The organism is Streptomyces chattanoogensis (genome assembly GCF_001294335.1).
Classification (GTDB): Bacteria; Actinomycetota; Actinomycetes; order Streptomycetales; family Streptomycetaceae; genus Streptomyces; species Streptomyces chattanoogensis.
Genome location: NZ_LGKG01000157.1, coordinates 1 through 15,180, shown reverse-complemented (window position 1 = coordinate 15,180; position 15,180 = coordinate 1). Strand labels below are relative to the sequence as shown.

Annotated in this window: 15 protein-coding genes and 3 pseudogenes; 8 read left to right on the top strand and 10 right to left on the bottom strand. The window is 69.5% G+C overall.

Features of this window, described 5'->3' with window-relative positions:
• The first annotated feature begins 8 nt into the window (after positions 1-8).
• From ADL29_RS27890 to ADL29_RS27865, 6 genes and pseudogenes are all read left to right on the top strand, one after another.
• Positions 9-961: pseudogene (locus tag ADL29_RS27890) on the top strand (ABC transporter ATP-binding protein).
• Complete coding sequence (locus ADL29_RS27885; RefSeq protein ID WP_245689662.1) at positions 958-2,049, top strand: hypothetical protein; 1,092 nt, start codon at positions 958-960, stop codon at positions 2,047-2,049. The pseudogene ADL29_RS27890 and the gene ADL29_RS27885 overlap by 4 nt, the downstream one beginning before the upstream one ends.
• A 78-nt stretch (positions 2,050-2,127) precedes the next feature.
• On the top strand, positions 2,128-2,481 hold the full coding sequence (locus ADL29_RS27880) for a PadR family transcriptional regulator (protein ID WP_053926345.1): 354 nt from the start codon (positions 2,128-2,130) through the stop codon (positions 2,479-2,481).
• Between the two features lie 21 nt (positions 2,482-2,502).
• The gene (locus ADL29_RS27875) at positions 2,503-3,078 is read left to right on the top strand and encodes an HAAS signaling domain-containing protein (RefSeq protein WP_053926344.1); all 576 of its coding nucleotides are present in this window, start codon (positions 2,503-2,505) and stop codon (positions 3,076-3,078) included.
• Positions 3,075-4,379 carry a VanZ family protein gene (locus tag ADL29_RS46120; protein ID WP_053926343.1) on the top strand — a complete coding sequence of 435 codons (1,305 nt, stop codon included), beginning with the start codon at positions 3,075-3,077 and terminating at the stop codon, positions 4,377-4,379. Before ADL29_RS27875 ends, ADL29_RS46120 begins: the two co-directional genes overlap by 4 nt.
• Positions 4,380-4,498: 119 nt before the next feature.
• A complete protein-coding gene (locus ADL29_RS27865; RefSeq protein ID WP_053926342.1) occupies positions 4,499-4,753 on the top strand; it encodes a PLD nuclease N-terminal domain-containing protein in 255 nt (84 codons plus the stop codon).
• 33 nt (positions 4,754-4,786) lie between these two features.
• Here ADL29_RS27865 and ADL29_RS27860 read toward each other — a convergent pair whose 3' ends face one another.
• The 6 genes from ADL29_RS27860 to ADL29_RS27835 form a co-directional block, all read right to left on the bottom strand.
• Entirely contained in the window at positions 4,787-5,299 is a 513-nt protein-coding gene (locus tag ADL29_RS27860; protein WP_053926341.1) for a GerMN domain-containing protein, read from the bottom strand.
• The gene (locus ADL29_RS27855) at positions 5,296-6,732 is read right to left on the bottom strand and encodes a sensor histidine kinase (protein ID WP_053926340.1); all 1,437 of its coding nucleotides are present in this window, start codon (positions 6,730-6,732) and stop codon (positions 5,296-5,298) included. Before ADL29_RS27855 ends, ADL29_RS27860 begins: the two co-directional genes overlap by 4 nt.
• A complete protein-coding gene (locus ADL29_RS27850; RefSeq protein WP_053926339.1) occupies positions 6,729-7,421 on the bottom strand; it encodes a response regulator transcription factor in 693 nt (230 codons plus the stop codon). The genes ADL29_RS27855 and ADL29_RS27850 overlap by 4 nt, the downstream gene beginning before the upstream one ends.
• 102 nt (positions 7,422-7,523) lie before the next feature.
• The gene (locus tag ADL29_RS27845) at positions 7,524-8,117 is read right to left on the bottom strand and encodes a GerMN domain-containing protein (RefSeq protein WP_245689661.1); all 594 of its coding nucleotides are present in this window, start codon (positions 8,115-8,117) and stop codon (positions 7,524-7,526) included.
• 46 nt (positions 8,118-8,163) lie between these two features.
• On the bottom strand, positions 8,164-9,414 hold the full coding sequence (locus ADL29_RS27840; RefSeq protein ID WP_245689660.1) for an acyltransferase family protein: 1,251 nt from the start codon (positions 9,412-9,414) through the stop codon (positions 8,164-8,166).
• Between the two features lie 25 nt (positions 9,415-9,439).
• Complete coding sequence (locus ADL29_RS27835; protein WP_053926338.1) at positions 9,440-10,294, bottom strand: SGNH/GDSL hydrolase family protein; 855 nt, start codon at positions 10,292-10,294, stop codon at positions 9,440-9,442.
• Positions 10,295-10,640: 346 nt separating this feature from the next.
• On the opposite strand from ADL29_RS27835, the gene ADL29_RS27830 reads away from it, so the two are divergent.
• Positions 10,641-11,567, top strand: coding sequence for a hypothetical protein (locus ADL29_RS27830; RefSeq protein WP_157878590.1), 927 nt, complete (start codon positions 10,641-10,643; stop codon positions 11,565-11,567).
• A gap of 390 nt (positions 11,568-11,957) precedes the next feature.
• A pseudogene (locus ADL29_RS42950) lies at positions 11,958-12,662 on the top strand (IS5 family transposase).
• Positions 12,663-12,670: 8 nt separating this feature from the next.
• Here ADL29_RS42950 and ADL29_RS27815 read toward each other — a convergent pair.
• The 4 genes and pseudogenes from ADL29_RS27815 to ADL29_RS27810 form a co-directional block, all read right to left on the bottom strand.
• Positions 12,671-13,618: an ATP-grasp domain-containing protein gene (locus ADL29_RS27815; protein WP_053926335.1), complete on the bottom strand. Its 948-nt coding sequence runs from the start codon at positions 13,616-13,618 to the stop codon at positions 12,671-12,673.
• Positions 13,615-13,869: a hypothetical protein gene (locus ADL29_RS41765; RefSeq protein ID WP_073893750.1), complete on the bottom strand. Its 255-nt coding sequence runs from the start codon at positions 13,867-13,869 to the stop codon at positions 13,615-13,617. The genes ADL29_RS27815 and ADL29_RS41765 overlap by 4 nt, the downstream gene beginning before the upstream one ends.
• Before the next feature lie 167 nt (positions 13,870-14,036).
• A pseudogene (locus ADL29_RS41760) lies at positions 14,037-14,221 on the bottom strand (transposase); the annotation flags it as partial.
• A 252-nt stretch (positions 14,222-14,473) separates the two neighbouring features.
• Positions 14,474-14,650, bottom strand: a complete 177-nt coding sequence (locus tag ADL29_RS27810) for a hypothetical protein (protein ID WP_053926334.1) — start codon at positions 14,648-14,650, stop codon at positions 14,474-14,476.
• Positions 14,651-15,180: the final 530 nt, after the last annotated feature.

Genomic DNA, 15,180 nt, shown 5'->3' with positions numbered 1-15,180 from the left:
GTGCACTGATGAGTGACAGCACGGGCCCTGGAGCGCCGGTGGGCCAGGCTGCGCTGGAGGCGCACGGCCTGGGGAAGAAGTGTCGGCGGGGTGGGCCCTGCGCGACTGCTCGTTCCGGCTGCCCGCAGGCCGGATCTGCGGGCTCGTCGGCCCCAACGGCGCCGGCAAGACCACCTTGATGGGGATCGCCGCGAATCTTCTGGAACCGACCGCGGGCAGCCTACGAGTTTTCGGCGCGGCCCCGGAATCGGCGGAGGCCAACCGGCGTACCGCCTTCCTCGCGCAGAAAAAGCCGCTCTTTCGCCTCTTCACCGTTGCCGAAACCCTGCGCCTGGGGCGGGAGTTGAACCCCGGCTGGGACCAGCGAGCCGCCGAGGAGATCGTCCGCTGCGGCGATGTGCCCCTGCACGCGAAGGTCGGCACCCTCTCGGGCGGGCAGCGCACCCGAGTCGCCTTCGCTCTCGCCTTCGGCAAACGCCCCGACCTGCTCATCCTTGACGAACCCATGTCGGACCTCGACCCGTTGGTACGTCATGAGCTGATGAACACGCTGTTCGCCGGGGCCGTCGAGCACGGCACGACCGTGCTGCTGTCCTCCCACCTGCTCGACGAGCTGGCGGGCGTCTGCGACTACCTGCTGGTCGTCGCCTCGGGCGGGCTGCGTCTGGCCGGCGAGGTGGATGCCCTGCTGGGCGCGCACACCTGGGTCACCGGCGTCCGGACCGGCGAAGGCACCCCGGAGGACCTCGCACCGCACGGCGTTGTCGAGTCCCGCACCAGCGGACAGCAGATCAGCGCACTGGTCCGCCCCTACGGAGCGATCACGGGCTCCTGGCAGTTCGGTGCCCCGAACCTGGAGGATCTCCCGCTCGCGTACCTCCGCTCGCCCGATGCGCCGCCCCTGATCACCCCCAGTGCCCAGGTCGCCGGCCACACCGGCCCGAAGGAGACAGCGGCATGACCACACTCACCGGCATCCCTGCCCCGGCCGCCGCCTCCCGGTCCGCCCGCGGTCCGCGGCTGCGCGGACTGACCTGGCTCGTCCGGCGCCAGCACTGGGCCGCCTTCTGGACCGTCCTCGCCGCCACCGTCGCCTGCGTGGCCCTGATCGCCTTCCTGCGCGCCGGAATGATGGATCACCTCCACACGATCGGCTGGCCGCACCCGACAGGGGAGAACTGGGAACGGGACGTCCGGCCCGACGCCGACCGGCTGAGCAGCGCCGGCTCAGCGCTCGGCTTCGTCCCCGTTCTGCTCGGCGTCTTCCTGGGCGCGCCGCTGCTCGCCGGCGACCTGGAGCACGGCACCGCCAAGCCGATCACCTCGCAGTCCGTCACCCGTGTCCGCCGGCTCGCCATGAAGCCGGGCATGACCGCTCTCGTGGTGACGGTCTGCGCCGTCGCGGCGTCCGCCGCATTCAGCTGGTGGTACGAACCGCTGAAGGCGATCGACATGCCCCCACAGGGCTGGATCTCCGGGGTCTTTTTCGACAACACCGGCCCGGTGCCCGTGGCGCTCACCCTGTTCACCATCCTTGGCGGTGTGGCGATCGGCATGCTCCTGCGCCGCGTCCTGGCGGCCATGGCGGTCACCTTCGGCTTCGCCGTCGCGGTGCCGTTGGTGGGGTCGTACCTCCGGATGGACCTCGGGAGCGTGGTCACCATGACGACCCACCAGGGTGTGGGCGAGGCGGCCTCCCCCGAACTGCCGGGCCGGAGCCTTCCAGTTGGACCAGTCCTACCTCACCAGCGCCGGCAAACTCATCGACTGGGGCACCTGCAGCAACGAAACGACAGAGCGGGGCCAAGCCGCCTGCCTGGCCAAGGAACACGTCGTCGGCTGGTCGGTGGACTACCTTCCCGCCTCGCAGATGAGCGGCATGCAGTGGCTCGGCGCCGCAATCCTGTTTGCCCTCACCCTCGCCCTCGCGGCGTTCGTCCTCCTCCGGGCACGCAAACGACTGGCCTGACCTTCGTCTCGAATCGCGAGACGGATGATATGAGCCGCGCCACATCCATCGAGGTCAGGGCCCCTCAAAGCGGGGCTTGAGTGCGGTCCGGACGTTGCACCACAGGCCCGACCGGCATCACTTTGGACTTCCAGGGATAGCCGGGTACTGTGCCATGCATGGTACCTGACATCGCAGGCAAGCCCGCTGCGGGCAAGGCCGAGAGCCAGCTCCGCAAGGGGGTGCTGGAGTACTGCGTGCTTGCGCTCCTGCGGGAGGGTCCGCGCTACGGCGTGGAGCTGCTCGAAACGCTCGGCGCGGTCAATGTCATGGTCACGAGCCAAGGGACGATCTACCCCTTGCTGTCGCGGCTGCGTCGTGACGGACTGGTGGAGACCCGCTGGCAGGAGTCCCCCAGCGGGCCCCCGCGGCGCTATTACGAGCTGACGCCGTCGGGACATACGGCGCTGAAGGAGTTCACCGCCATCTGGCCGCACTTCCGTGAAGCGGTCGACCACTTCATCACCGACTGAACCGACTGACGGGAGACCACCATGACGATCACCGAGCACCCCCTGGCGAAGAAGTACCTGGCCGCCGTGGCGCGGGAGACGGCCGCACTCAGCCCGGAACGCCGCAACGAGCTGCTGGCCGACCTGGAGGAACACATAGCCGTGGCCCTCGTCGAGGAGTCCGCCTCCGGTGACGACGAGATCCGCGCCGTGCTCGCCCGCCTCGGCGACCCGCGCACGATCGCGGCGACCGCCCTGGGTGAGGAGGCCGCTGCCCCGCGGCCAAGCCTGGCGCGCGCCCTGGCCCTGCTGGTGCTGCTGGCGATGACCGCCCCCCTGTCGATGCTCACCCCCTACCCTCTGCTCGGCTGCATTCCCGTGGCCGGCGCGATCTGGTGGCTGTGGACCTCGCGGCAGTGGAGCAGGCGGGACAAGGTGATCGGGACGGTGGCCGCCGTCGTGCCGCTGCTGTTCGCGGTGGCGGAGTCCGTGGCCGTCATGGGCGATGTGCACCTCGGCTTCGGAGCGCTGTTCCTCCCGGTCGGCCTGCTCGCCCTGGTGCTCCCGGTCGCCGCCGGCGTCTACCTGCTGGCGCGCGCAGTCAGGCGCCCGGCATGACCGACGTCTACCTGCTGCCGATCGGTACGGCCGCGCTGCTCTTCCCCGCGCTGGCCTTCGTAATGTTCGTGCCGACGGCGATCGTCCTCTACCGGCGGCACGGCGTCATGACCCGCTGGCGCCTGCTGTCGCTCTACGGCGGCGTCTACTACGCACTCACCGCCTTCTGCATGGTCATAGTGCCGCTGCCGAAGCCCTCGGTGGACGTCTGCACGAACTACCCGACCTTCGCCAAACCCCAGCTCACACCGGGCGTCGCCTTCTCCGACATCTGGAAGGAGGCACACCATCACGTCACCCTCGACGCGCTGATCCTGCACAACTCCGCCTTCTGGCAGACCGTCTTCAACCTGATCCTGCTGCTGCCGCTCGGGGTGTTCGTACGGATCCACTTCCGGCGCGGCCTCGTCGCGGCCACGGTGGCCGGATTCGCCGGTTCGCTGTTCTTCGAACTGACCCAGTACACCGGACTCTGGGGCCTGTACGCGTGCCCCTACCGCCTCTTCGCCGTCGACGACCTCATCGTCAACACAGCGGGCGCCGCTCTCGGCTGGGCAGCCGCCGGACCACTGGCCCGCGCACTGCCCGCCCTGGACGCGCTGGACGACCGCGCCCTCGCCCCGCTCGCCGACGGCAAGGTCCCCTTCGGCCGCCGTCTCATGGCGCTGCTGCTGGATGTGACGGGCGTCGCGCTGCTGACCCCGTTCATCGCGGTCGCCGGATATTCCGTCCTCGGCGCGGAGACGGCGCTCTTGGCGCCGCCGATCGCCTTCGCCCTCTGGTTCGTCCTCCTCCCATGGCTGACGGGCACCACACCCGGCAAGCACATCCTGCGGCTGCGGCTGGTCACGCCGGACGGCGGACGACCGAGCCCCGCCCGACTCGCCCTGCGGGCCCTGATACTGAGCCCTGTCCTGCTGCTCACCTGCCTCGGCGGGGGTACGGCCCTCTCCCTCGCCGCGAGTGCGGTCTTCTTCGGCGCCACGGCCTCCACCGACCCCTCCATCCTGAACGAGGTCGCGAGCCAGGCGCAGGAGGTGGCGTACCGCCTCGCGGCCGACCCGGTCACCGGACTCGTCCTGCTGCTGCCCCCGGCCCTCTGCCTGGCCCTGATCGGCTTTTTCGGGCGGGTCATCCGCCGCCACCCCCAGGGCCTGGGCCCGCACGAAACCCGCTCTGGCATCCGCAACCACGCTCTGCCGCCCACCCGAGCACGCATCAGGCCGGACGCACCCGCGCAGGCCGATCCACAGACGCCGGCGACGGTGGCCGCGGCCGACGGCTCCCGTCAGGGTGGGTAGCCGCCGCTCCCTGACGCACCACCCGCCGTGCCGCGCCACCCGCCGTGAGCGCCGTTGACCAGCACAGTCCAGCCCCACCGACGAGCTCCGAGAGCCCCCACCCGCAAGAGGAGAGCACCATGCACGCACAGCTCGCACAGCAGATGGCCCTCGCCCCTACGGGCGACATCGTGATCGCCTGCGCAGGAGCTGCCGCGGTCCTCTGCGTTCTCGCGTTGTACTTCGGCGGTCTGCTCAGCATCGTCCGGTCCGACCTCACCGGCGGGATGAAGCTGGTCTGGCTCGTCTTCGCCTTGATGGCCCCCTTCCTCGGGAGCCTGCTCTGGTTCTTCATCGGCCGCCGCGACGCCCAGCGCCGGGCGGGCATCGCCTGATTCCCCGAGCGTGCGGCCGCAGAGCGCCGTACGTCAGGGGCGCGCGCACCCTTCCGTGGTGGGTTCTCCGCCTCCCGGGCGGTGCAGTCTGACGCGGGTGTCCTGCGGCTCGGTGCCGTGTGTGGTGGCGGCGGCGTCGGCGACTGTGCAGACGAGCTGGTGGAGGGCGGTGCGGTTGGCTGTCCAGCGGGGCGGCAGGCGCACGTCGGCCATGCCAGGTCGCGGTGTGACGGCCGTGGGTACAGGTGTGCCGGGTGGGATGAGGCTGACCAGGCCGCGGGCCCGTTCGGCCGGGTCGGGGCCGGCCACGAGCTGGCGCATGGCCGCCCGGAGAATGTCGGGGCGATCGTCGAGGCGGGAGACGCGTTCGAGGCCGCGGGGCGACGAGAAGTAGACGTGCACGGCGGCGGCCGGGCGGCCGTGTGCCCGGGGCAGGCCGGAGGCGGGAGCTCCCGCTCCGGCGGGGCCCGTGTCGTCGATGCCGCAGGCGGTCAGGGACGCCAGGCACAGGGCGAGGAGCGGCGCGGACGCCGCGCGCGGTCTCACGTCGGCTCCTGGGGCAGTGTGAGGGTGAAGACCGCTCCCCCGCCGGGCGCGTTGGCGGCGGTGAGGGTGCCGCCGTGCAGGCGCGCGTTCTCTGCGGCAATGGCGAGGCCCAGGCCGCTGCCCTCGCTGCGGGGGCGGGCCGCGTCGCCTTTGGTGAAGCGGTCGAAGACGTGCGGCAGGGTGTCCTCCGGGATGCCGGGGCCGCCGTCGGTGACGGTGACGATGAGCAGGTCGTCCTCGGTCCGGGCCCGGACGTCCACCGGTACGGACGGGCCGCCGTGACGCAGGGCGTTGCCGATGAGGTTGGCGAGGACGACATCGATGCGCCGGGGATCGAGACGGGCGCGCAAACCCTGCGGCACGTCGACGCCGACCCGGTCCTGCCAGTGCCGCAGGCCGAGCGTCTTGCGGACGAGTTCGCCGATGTCGATCTCGTCGAGGTCCAGGGCGGCGGCACCCGCGTCGAACCGGGAGATCTCCATCAGGTCCTCGACCATACGGCCGAGCTTGTTCGTCTCGTCGGCGACCAGCTCCAGCGCCTCGGCGGTCTCCGGGGCCAGCCGCCCCGAGCCGGCGTCCTCGCTCAGGACGCCGGTGACGGCGGTCATCGCGGCGAGGGGGGTGCGCAGTTCGTGGGAGACGTCCGCGGCGAAACGGCGGGCTCGGCTCTCCATGGCACGCAGTGCGGCCGCATCGGCCTGGAGCGTGGCGGCCATCGTGTTGAACGTACGGCCGAGGTCGGCGAGTTCGTCGTCGCCGGTGACGCGGATCCTGGTGTCGAGGGCGCCGGCGGTCATCTTCTCGGCGGCCGATCGCAGCTGTCGTACCGGGCGCAGGACGCGGCGGGCCGCGAGCAGCGCCGGGACGAGGGACAGCAGTATGACGGGCAGTGCGCCGGCACGTGCGGCGGAGAGGAGGGTGGCGACGTCCCGTTCCTCTTCGATGAGCGAGAAGGACGCGTAGACGACCAGTCCGGAGGGCTCGGAGGGGCGGTTCTCGCGGGCGACCGGCAGGGCGACGGCCAGCCAGGGTTCCCCGGCATGGTGGAAACGCTGGACGACGGCGGTGTGCGCAGAGGAGGCGGCGTGGCGCAAGGGGGCGGGCAGGGCGGGTGCGGGGCCCGCGGCGGAGACGAGGGCGCCGCCGCGGTAGGCGGCCGCGGTGCGCCAGCCGTCCCGGGAGCCGCCGGCCCGGTCGAGCTGGAGCGCAAGGGTGCGCAGGTCCGTCCCGGCGGGCGCGTACGGCAGGTCGGGGGCCAGGGAGCCGATCTGGGCGCGCAGTTCGTGCACGGCGCCGTCCCGGACGCGGTCCAGGATGGCGGCCCGTCCCTGGCGGAAGGTGAGGGCGGCGGCGATGAGGGCGCTGAGGGCCGACACCAGGAGGAAGGCGACGACGAGGCGGGTGCGCAGGCCCCGCGGGAGGAGGCGTCTCACAGCGGCCCGAAGCGGTAGCCGAAGCCGCGCACGGTCTGGATGTAGCGCGGATTGCGCTGGTCGTCCTCGATCTTGGAGCGCAGCCGTTTCACGCATGCGTCGACGAGTCGCGCGTCGCCGTAGTAGCTGTGTTCCCAGACCTGTTCGAGGAGCTGCTGGCGGCTGTAGGTCTGCCCTGGGGAGGCCGACAGGAAGAGCAGGAGCTTCAGCTCGGAGGGGGCGAGGGTGAGTGCCCGACCGTGCTTGCACACCCGCACCGCGGCCCCGTCGATCTCCAGGTCGCCGTAGGCCAGGGGCTGGTCGCCCTGGCCGGAGCGGGGCTGCGAGGGGGCCAGGCGGCGCATCACCGCGCGCATCCGTGCTTCGATGACCTCGCTGCTCGCGGGTTTGACGATGTAGTCGTCGGCGCCCGCCTCCAGGCCGATCACGACGTCGATGTCGTCACCGCGGGCGGAGAGGATCACGATGGGCACCTGGCTGCTCACGCGGATGCGCCGGCACACCTCCAGGCCGCTCATTCCGGGCAGCATCAGATCGAGCAGCACGATGTCCGGCGCGAACGGAACGAGCGATGCCAGGCCGTCCTCGCCCGTGGCGACCGCCTCCGTCTCGTGACCGTAGTGCTGCAGTCCCAGCGTGACGCCGCGGCGCACGCCGGGATCGTCCTCGATCAGCAGGACGCGTGTCATGGACCGGCCTTTCCTCTCGCTCTTCTCGCTCGTCGATACACCCACCCCGTATAGCACCGTAAATGGGTTGTAACGGCTGAACATACGCATGCAGGCGGTGCGTCAGCGGGCGGTCGGCGGCGCCGCCACCGGGATGGCCGTTCCGGTCTCGTCGCACCTGACGCTCCATGGCTCCCCGGGCTCGCCCGACTCGTACACGCGCACAACAACATCGGCAGGCCGTCTTCCGCCCGGGATCCCCGGTGCCACGGCGGCCGTGCACACCATCTGGTTGACCGCCACGCCGTCCAGCTCCGCCACGAGCCACGGCAGGTACAGGTCCACCGTTCCGGGCCCCGCCGCCGCGGCCCGGACCTTGTGCCTCCCGGCCGGCAGCGCGGTGACGAGCCCTCGGTCCCGCTCGCCGCGGGTCGGTCCGGCCAACAGCTCGTCCAGCGCCGTCTGCGGCCCGGCTCCGGCCGACGCGGCGCGGGCGACGGGCCAGGCTCCGTTAGGGGCGACGAAGTACACCCGCACCCAGCCGGCGGCGCCGACCGTGCGCCCTCCCCCAGCCGGCGCCCCGGCCGCCTCCGGCCGGGTATCAGGAACACCGCAGCAAGCGAGCGCCCAGGAGACGACCAGCACGGCCACGGGTCGCGCCGTGCGCACCACGCCCCACCGCACCCTTCCCGGCCCGTGTGCACCCTTCATCGGCATGCGCCCAGTCTCCCCGCACGCCGGCCGGACGCCCCGCACCCCCGTCTCACGGCGCCGTCAGCCGCCCGATGTCCACCGTCCCCGCACCGGGCTGCGGTTGCGGTACGGCCGCCCACACGCCCGCCGCCACGGCGAGGGCGGCGGCGAGCACCGGCAGGCCCCGGCGCCCGGTCGCCCACCTCGCCCGGAACCGCACCGGGTCCTCCACGCACACCTTCGTCAACCAGGCGGCCGGCAGCGACACCCCGATGGCCACGGCGGTGCGCCACCACCCGCCGAACCCGAACACCGTCTGCGGCAGCAGCAGGTAGATCGGCCAGTGCCACAGGTACAGGCTGTAGGACAGTTCCCCGAGCCGGCGGGGGACGGCGCTGCCGACGAGCCGGCCGGCGCGGGTGTCCGGCGCATGGGCGAGCAGGGCGATCAGTACGGCGGCGGCCAAGGAGTGCGCGAACAGCCCGCCCCGGAAAAGGCCGGGCGCGTTCTGACCATCCGTCAGACCCCAGGCGGCGCCGATGCCGCACGCCAGCACAGCGCACACCACGTCCGCAACGCGCCCCGGTACGCGGGCGATCAGACGCCGGACCGGCGCCGTGGCCGCCAGTGCACCGAGCAGCAGGGAGAACGCCCGGGTATCGGTGCCCTCGTACACACGCGTCGTGTCCACGGCATCGCCGTAGTGGAGCATCAGCACGAGCGAGACCAGCGCCCCCGCACCGGCGAGCACGGCGATCCGCCGCTGCCCGCCCCGGCCCCGCCCGGCGAGCGCCACCACCAGTGGCCAGGCCAGGTAGAACTGCCACTCGACAGCGATGCTCCACAGATGTGCGAAGACGCGGGAGCCGGAGGCGTTCCAGTACCCGATCTGCTCGGCGACGAAGTGCCAGTTCACCGCCTGCGCCGCGACCCATGGCGCGTCCTCGAGCGCGAAGAGCAGGACGGACGCCGCCCCGAACGCCCAGGTGAGCAGGATGGTGCCGACGCCCACAACGGTCAGCGCCGGCAGCAGGCGGCGCGCCCGCCGGCCCCAGAACGCCGTCAGGCCGATCCGGCCGCGGTCCGCGGCCTCCCGCAGGAGCAGGCCGGTGATCAAGAAGCCGGACAGCACGAAGAAGAGGTCGACACCGAGAAAGCCGCCGCTCAGATGCCCGGCGTGGAAGAGCAGGACGGCGAGGACAGCCAGTCCGCGCAGCCCGTCGAGCGGGGCGATGTGGGTGCCAGGGGGACCGCCGGGAACAGGCCCGCGGCGCGGCCGGCGGTGGGAACGCGTTCCGGGCAGGGGCAGAGACGAAGACACGGCGAGCCTTTCTGCACAGAGCGGCTCAGCGGCAGCCGAGCTTGCCGTACCGCTCGTCTCCGGTCCACGAGCCGGTCGCCCACTGCTTCGGGGCAGCCGGAGTGAAGCCGTAGGTCTTGCCGAGCTGTTCCGTGAACCACTTGGCGAAGGCAGCCGAACCCTGCTGGCAGGAGTGGATGCCGTCGGACGCGCGCTGGGCCTTCCCGGCCTCGGGGTCGGTGCCCCACAGCGCGGAGGCGTCGACGAACCGGACCTTGCCGCCACTGCGGTCGGCAACCTGCTTGGCCGCCTTCGGCGCGCTCGCGATCGCGCTCTCGTACTTCTTGTAGAAGTCGTCGATCTTGAACGGCGGGGCCGAGACGATCACCAGCTCGGCACCGGCCTTCTGTGCGGTCTTCGCGAGCTTCTCGTACGAGGCCCGCTGCTGGTCGGCGGTGCCCCAGTCGTAGGTGGTGACCTGATAGGCGATCACATCCGGACGGAAGGACCCGATGTTCTTCGAGAGGTCCTTCCACGTCCCCTCAGCGATCTCACCGGCCATCTTGTCCCCCTCGACGACCGTGCCGCCGCCGTCGGACGCCGCGTTCTTGAACCCCACGCCGCTCGCCTTCAACGCCGCCGCCAGGGGCGGCGCCTCAGCACCGGCTATGGAGTCGCCCATCCACAGGACTCTCTTGCCCTTGCCCTGTGGCCCCTGCTGCGCCGGCGTGCCGGGGTCCGTCTTCGAGGCACCGTCCCCGCCGCCCCCCGCCCCGCAACCGGTCAGCACGGCGCCGGTCACAGCCGTGGCAGCGAGGACGGCGGCAAGCGCGGCCCGCCGGCCGCGACGCCGGCGGTGAGGGGGCTGGTGCGCGTGAGGTGAGGTGAAGTTCTTGTCCATGCCCCCAGGCAAACAGAGCACCGAGCCGATCGGCCGGGCGGTCATCCAGCGGTCACAGGATGAGCCACCGGCCGTCACCGGCCGGGCGGTCATCTACCGGTCACACGATGAGCCACAGGCGGTCACACGGCGACGGCGCCCGGCGGCTAGTTTTCCACCACGGCCGCACCCACTGCCGAGGCGTTCCAGACAGCCGGCGCACATCCGGGGGAACGAAGCGGGGTGCGATTCAGCCTGCCGTCATCGGCTCCCCGCGTCTGCAGTGGCCGGGCTCCCGCCCGTCCGAAAGGCGGATGGGGCGCCGCCTCCCCCACACAACTCCCCCTGAGAGAAAGCGAAGACGAACATGACCACACCCGTCACCACCCCCGCACACAAAGCACCGCGCCGAACGGGGAGGCGTGCCGCCGTACTTGCGGCATCCGTCGCCCTCATCGCCGCGCCGATGCTGGCCGGCGCGGCTACGCCTGCCATGGCCGAGGACGGCAACACCTACCTCAAGAGTGAGAAGGAGGTCATCGACCAACTCAGCAAGAACTCGCCCCTCTATGAGCACGAAGCCATCCAGGGCTACCCGGTCACCGGTCAGGACACCCAGAAGATCACACTCGAACAGGCGAAGAAGGTCTATTCACCCGCCCAGGCGGTCAAGGATGCCCAGAAGTGGCTGACGGGCTTCGGCTCCACCTCTGGTTACGAAGATTACGGCACGGAGGAACGCACGAGCAGCAAGGAGGACAAGGATCCTGGCTGGCTGGGCAACTTGGATGCGAAGACCGTGTGCGGCAAGGAAAGCGTGCCAAATCGCACACTGACGTGTGGCTTTGTGGGAAAGCTCGACACGAAGTACCCGACGATGCGGACCACGTCGAAGACCATCGGTAAGGCGAAACTCACCTACGTGACCCAGGCCAAAGTCGCCAAGGAAGACACCACGACCAGTGGCTGGAAGGCGGGCGGCAAGGTCACCATCTCTGCCTCGCCAGAGAACAAAGGGGGGGGCGCCGAGACCAGCTTCGAGTACAACCAGTCGACCTCGGTGACGAACAAGTGGGAGAGCATGGCCGAGGAGCGCAGGGACGTCGACATCCCGGACAAGACAACGGGATGGCTCGAAGGGCGCGCGAACGGCGGGTGGTACACCGGATACATCCTTCAAAAGATCGACAACACCGACGGCAAGGCGCAGAAGATCGTCGCGATTCCCGCACGCGTGCTCATCCAGGCGCCGACGGACTCCGCTCCCCTTACGTGGGTCAAGCGCCAGAACTAGCAGCGCACCGTCCCCTCTCACCACCTGGGCCCCCGGCGGCGTGCAGCCCGCACGCCGCCGGGGCAGCGTTCATCGGGCAGGAGCTGTCTCGCGCAGCCGTGACGGCGGTAGCAGGACAGCCCTGAACCCGGTGCCGTGCAGTGTCTCCGGTGTGGCGTCACGTTCTCTCTACAGGCCAGCGCCCCACGGTGACACGCGTCCATCCAGGACCAAGATCCGGACCATTTGCGGACCAGCACACCGTCAACCACACGAGGGGACCGCCGTTTCAGCAGGTCAACGACCAAGTAATGGCTGTACCACCAGCAGACGAAGAACTTGTTGGTGTCGTATTCGGCGAAGAAGCTGGGCTTCTTCTAAGACGTCATCTCATTTGGCTGGCTCGGTAGGGTGTCGGTCGTGGTGGGGATCGTTGAGCGGCTGGTGCCGGACGAGTTGTGGGAGCTGTTCCAGCGGGTGGTACCTGAGGCCCCGTCGCGGCCTCAGGGCGGCGGCCGACGCCGGCATGGTGACCGGGAGGTGTTGGCTGCGATCGTGTTCGTGGCCACGTCAGGCTGCACGTGGCAGCAGTTGCCGTCAGCGTCGTTCGGGCCGTCGGGCGCGACGGCCCACCGGCGTTTCTCCGAGTGGACGAAAGCCAGGGTGTGGGCCAAGCTCCACCGCCTGGTCCTCGACGAGCTCGGCGCCCGTGGCGAGTTGGACTGGTCCCGCTGTGCGATCGACTCGGTGAACATGCGGGCCCTGAAAAGGGGGACCTGACGGGTCCGAATCCTGTCGACCGGGGCAAATACGGCTCGAAGATCCACTTGATCACCGAGCGGACCGGTCTGCCCCTGTCCGTCGGGCGACAAGGGCTACGACTACTCCCACCTGCGACGATGGTTACGCAAGCGCGGCATCACCCACCGCATAGCCCGCAAGGGCATTGAGACCTCCCAGCGGCTGGGCCGGCACCGCTGGACCATCGAACGCACCATGTCCTGGCTCGCCGGCTGCCGTCGCCTCCATCGACGCTACGAACGCAAAGCCGAGCACTTCCTCGCCTTCACCGGCATCGCCTGCACACTCATCTGCTACCGCAGACTCGCCAAATGAGATGACATCTAAGCCGCCGCGGACAGCAGGAAATCGGCGAAGAGCTCGGTCAGTGGCTGGCCGGTTAGTGGTTCCAGGAACAGGAACTGGCCCTGTGGGTTCACTTCAAGCCATACCGGCTCGCCCTCCGGTGTGAGTTTCAGATCCACCACACCCATGCGAAGCCCCAGGCGGCGCAGCACTTCTTCGACCTGCCTGCTCACGTACTCGGGAACGGGCCAAGCCGAAATGGGCACATTGAGGTCGGGGCGCCAGTCAAGTGCTTCTGTCGCGATGAGCGCCCCGTACATGTGGTCGCCGAAACAGTTGAGCCTGACGTGTCGATTGCCCTCGATGTACTCCTGGTAGGTGGCGGGGCAGACTTCGAACGACCCTTCAGGGATCGACTCCGGTCCATCAACCCAGCTTGTGTAGAGCGAAGGTCCAACGGCGCCGACCACGGGTTTGACAATGGCTCGTCCGACTTCCTTGACAAAGGCGATGACATCCTCACGTGACTGCGAGACCAGGGTCTGCGGCACCCGGAACCCTGCCTGCCTCGCTGCCGCCAGTTGATACACCTTGTCCGAGGACCGGTGGGTTGCTTCAGGGGATGAAATCCAATCCCCGTGGAAGGCGGCGGCGAGGACGCCGGCGAGCGCGCCGCGGCAGTCGTTGTTGATCAGACTGCGCTGGTGGTCACTGCGCACCCGCTCGCTGATCTCCTGATCAGCCCTGGCTCGCCGCCACCACAGACGGCTCGCCTCCTCCGGATCCACGGTCGCGCCTTCGGACGTCACCAGGGTTGCCCTTCCCGGGGCATGGCTCTTTCCGGCTCCGTGCGAATGCCACGAGAGAGCCGCTCGTCCACCGATGGTGTCGCACTCCACGATGTGAAAGTCATGACCTCGACTGCGCACCGCGTGCTGTACCGCGACCGCATGCAAGTCCTCACGGTAGGAGACGGCCAGAATCATGCCAAGTCACACCTATCGCTGCGACTTGTGAGGTTGACTTCGCAGCCAGATTCGCAGACGTGGCCTGCGAGACTGTCGGCGTCTATCTCAAGGCCCGTGGTCAGGCGCACTGCCTCTTCCCACGCCCGGAGTTCCTCGGGACTCTTCAGCCGAACGTAACCGGTCGGCTGGGTCTTGAAGACCACAGGGGGTGGAGTGTTGACGAATTCCGTGCTCTCATCAATTCGATCGCCCAGCCTGAATTCAGACATGGCCCGACCTCCTCGGCTTGCGGTAGTGGATACAGGTTCCCCTGATTCCACTGAACCACCGATACGCCGTTGGTGCAGCCGGGCCGCGGCGATGGCGACGTGATGAGGGAGCCGCTATCGCGGCGGAACGTCACGCACGTCACCCAGAGCTACATTTCCCCATGCCTTCCGGCCTTGCGTAACCATCGTCGCAGGTGGGAGTAGTCGTAGCCCTTGTCGCCGTGCAGCTTGTCCGGCCTGCGTCGTCGGGGTCCTCGGCGGGACCGGATCGGGGTAAGCCTTTGACCAGGGGGATCAGAGCCTGGCTGTCGTGCAGGTTCGCCCCCGAGGTCCCGACGGACAGGGGCAGACCGCAGCTCCCACAACTCGTCCGGCACCAGCCGCTCAACGATCCCCACCACGACCGACACCCTACCGAGCCAGCCAAATGAGATGACGTCTAAAGGGCACGAAAAAGGCGCCTGACCTGGTCTTTCGCCCGTCAGGCGCCTTCCGCTCGGCCCGCTCGGAGCGGGGCCCGCTTTACGCCGAAACTACCAGTTCCTCCCACCGCTATCCCGCTCCTGACCAGCTCTTCCGGTCTATTTCCGGTCCAAATCCCGACTCACCCCGCAGGCGCCGCGCCCTGGCTGACGCAGTCCCACTCCTGCATGGACTGCTCGATGAGGCGGTTGGCCTGCTCCCTGACGCCGTCCAGGAACTTGGCGTAGTGGCGGAAGAGGACCTCGATGCTCTGGCCTGCGCGGCGAGCGCATTCGGCCGGGTCCACACCGGAGTACATCCAGAACGAGATCCCGGCGTGCCGAAGGTCGTTTGGCCAGGGCCCTGGCCCAGTCGTGATCCGCCGCCCCACAACCGGCGTTGGCCTAACCTCGGTGGCAAAACGACTGGGTTGGATGACAACGGACAAAGGTGAAGTGTGGGATCTCAAATCCCGTGACCGGATCTCCGAACCACACCTAATCGATGGCCAGTCGACCACGAAGCTGCGACGGAGGTGGCTCCTTTGGAGGTGCAAGGTCACGTGCGCAGTCCTGCCGATCGGCAGCTCGCAGGTGATTCCTCCGATCCTCCCGCGACGTTCGCCCGAGGGCATCTGCATCGCGGGATCGACTTGACAAAGCCCCAGCTCAGCCAGCCCCTCCAAACAAGCCACACGCTTCTCCGGATCCCTCGCACGTCCATCCCCTCCCCCACGTAGGGTTCTTAAGGGCTCCTAACGCAATGCTGGTTGCAGGCGGCGCCAGCAGATGAGTGAGCATGCGAGTGCGAGGAAGGCTTCGTGGATGTCGTCACGGGTCTCCCATCGAG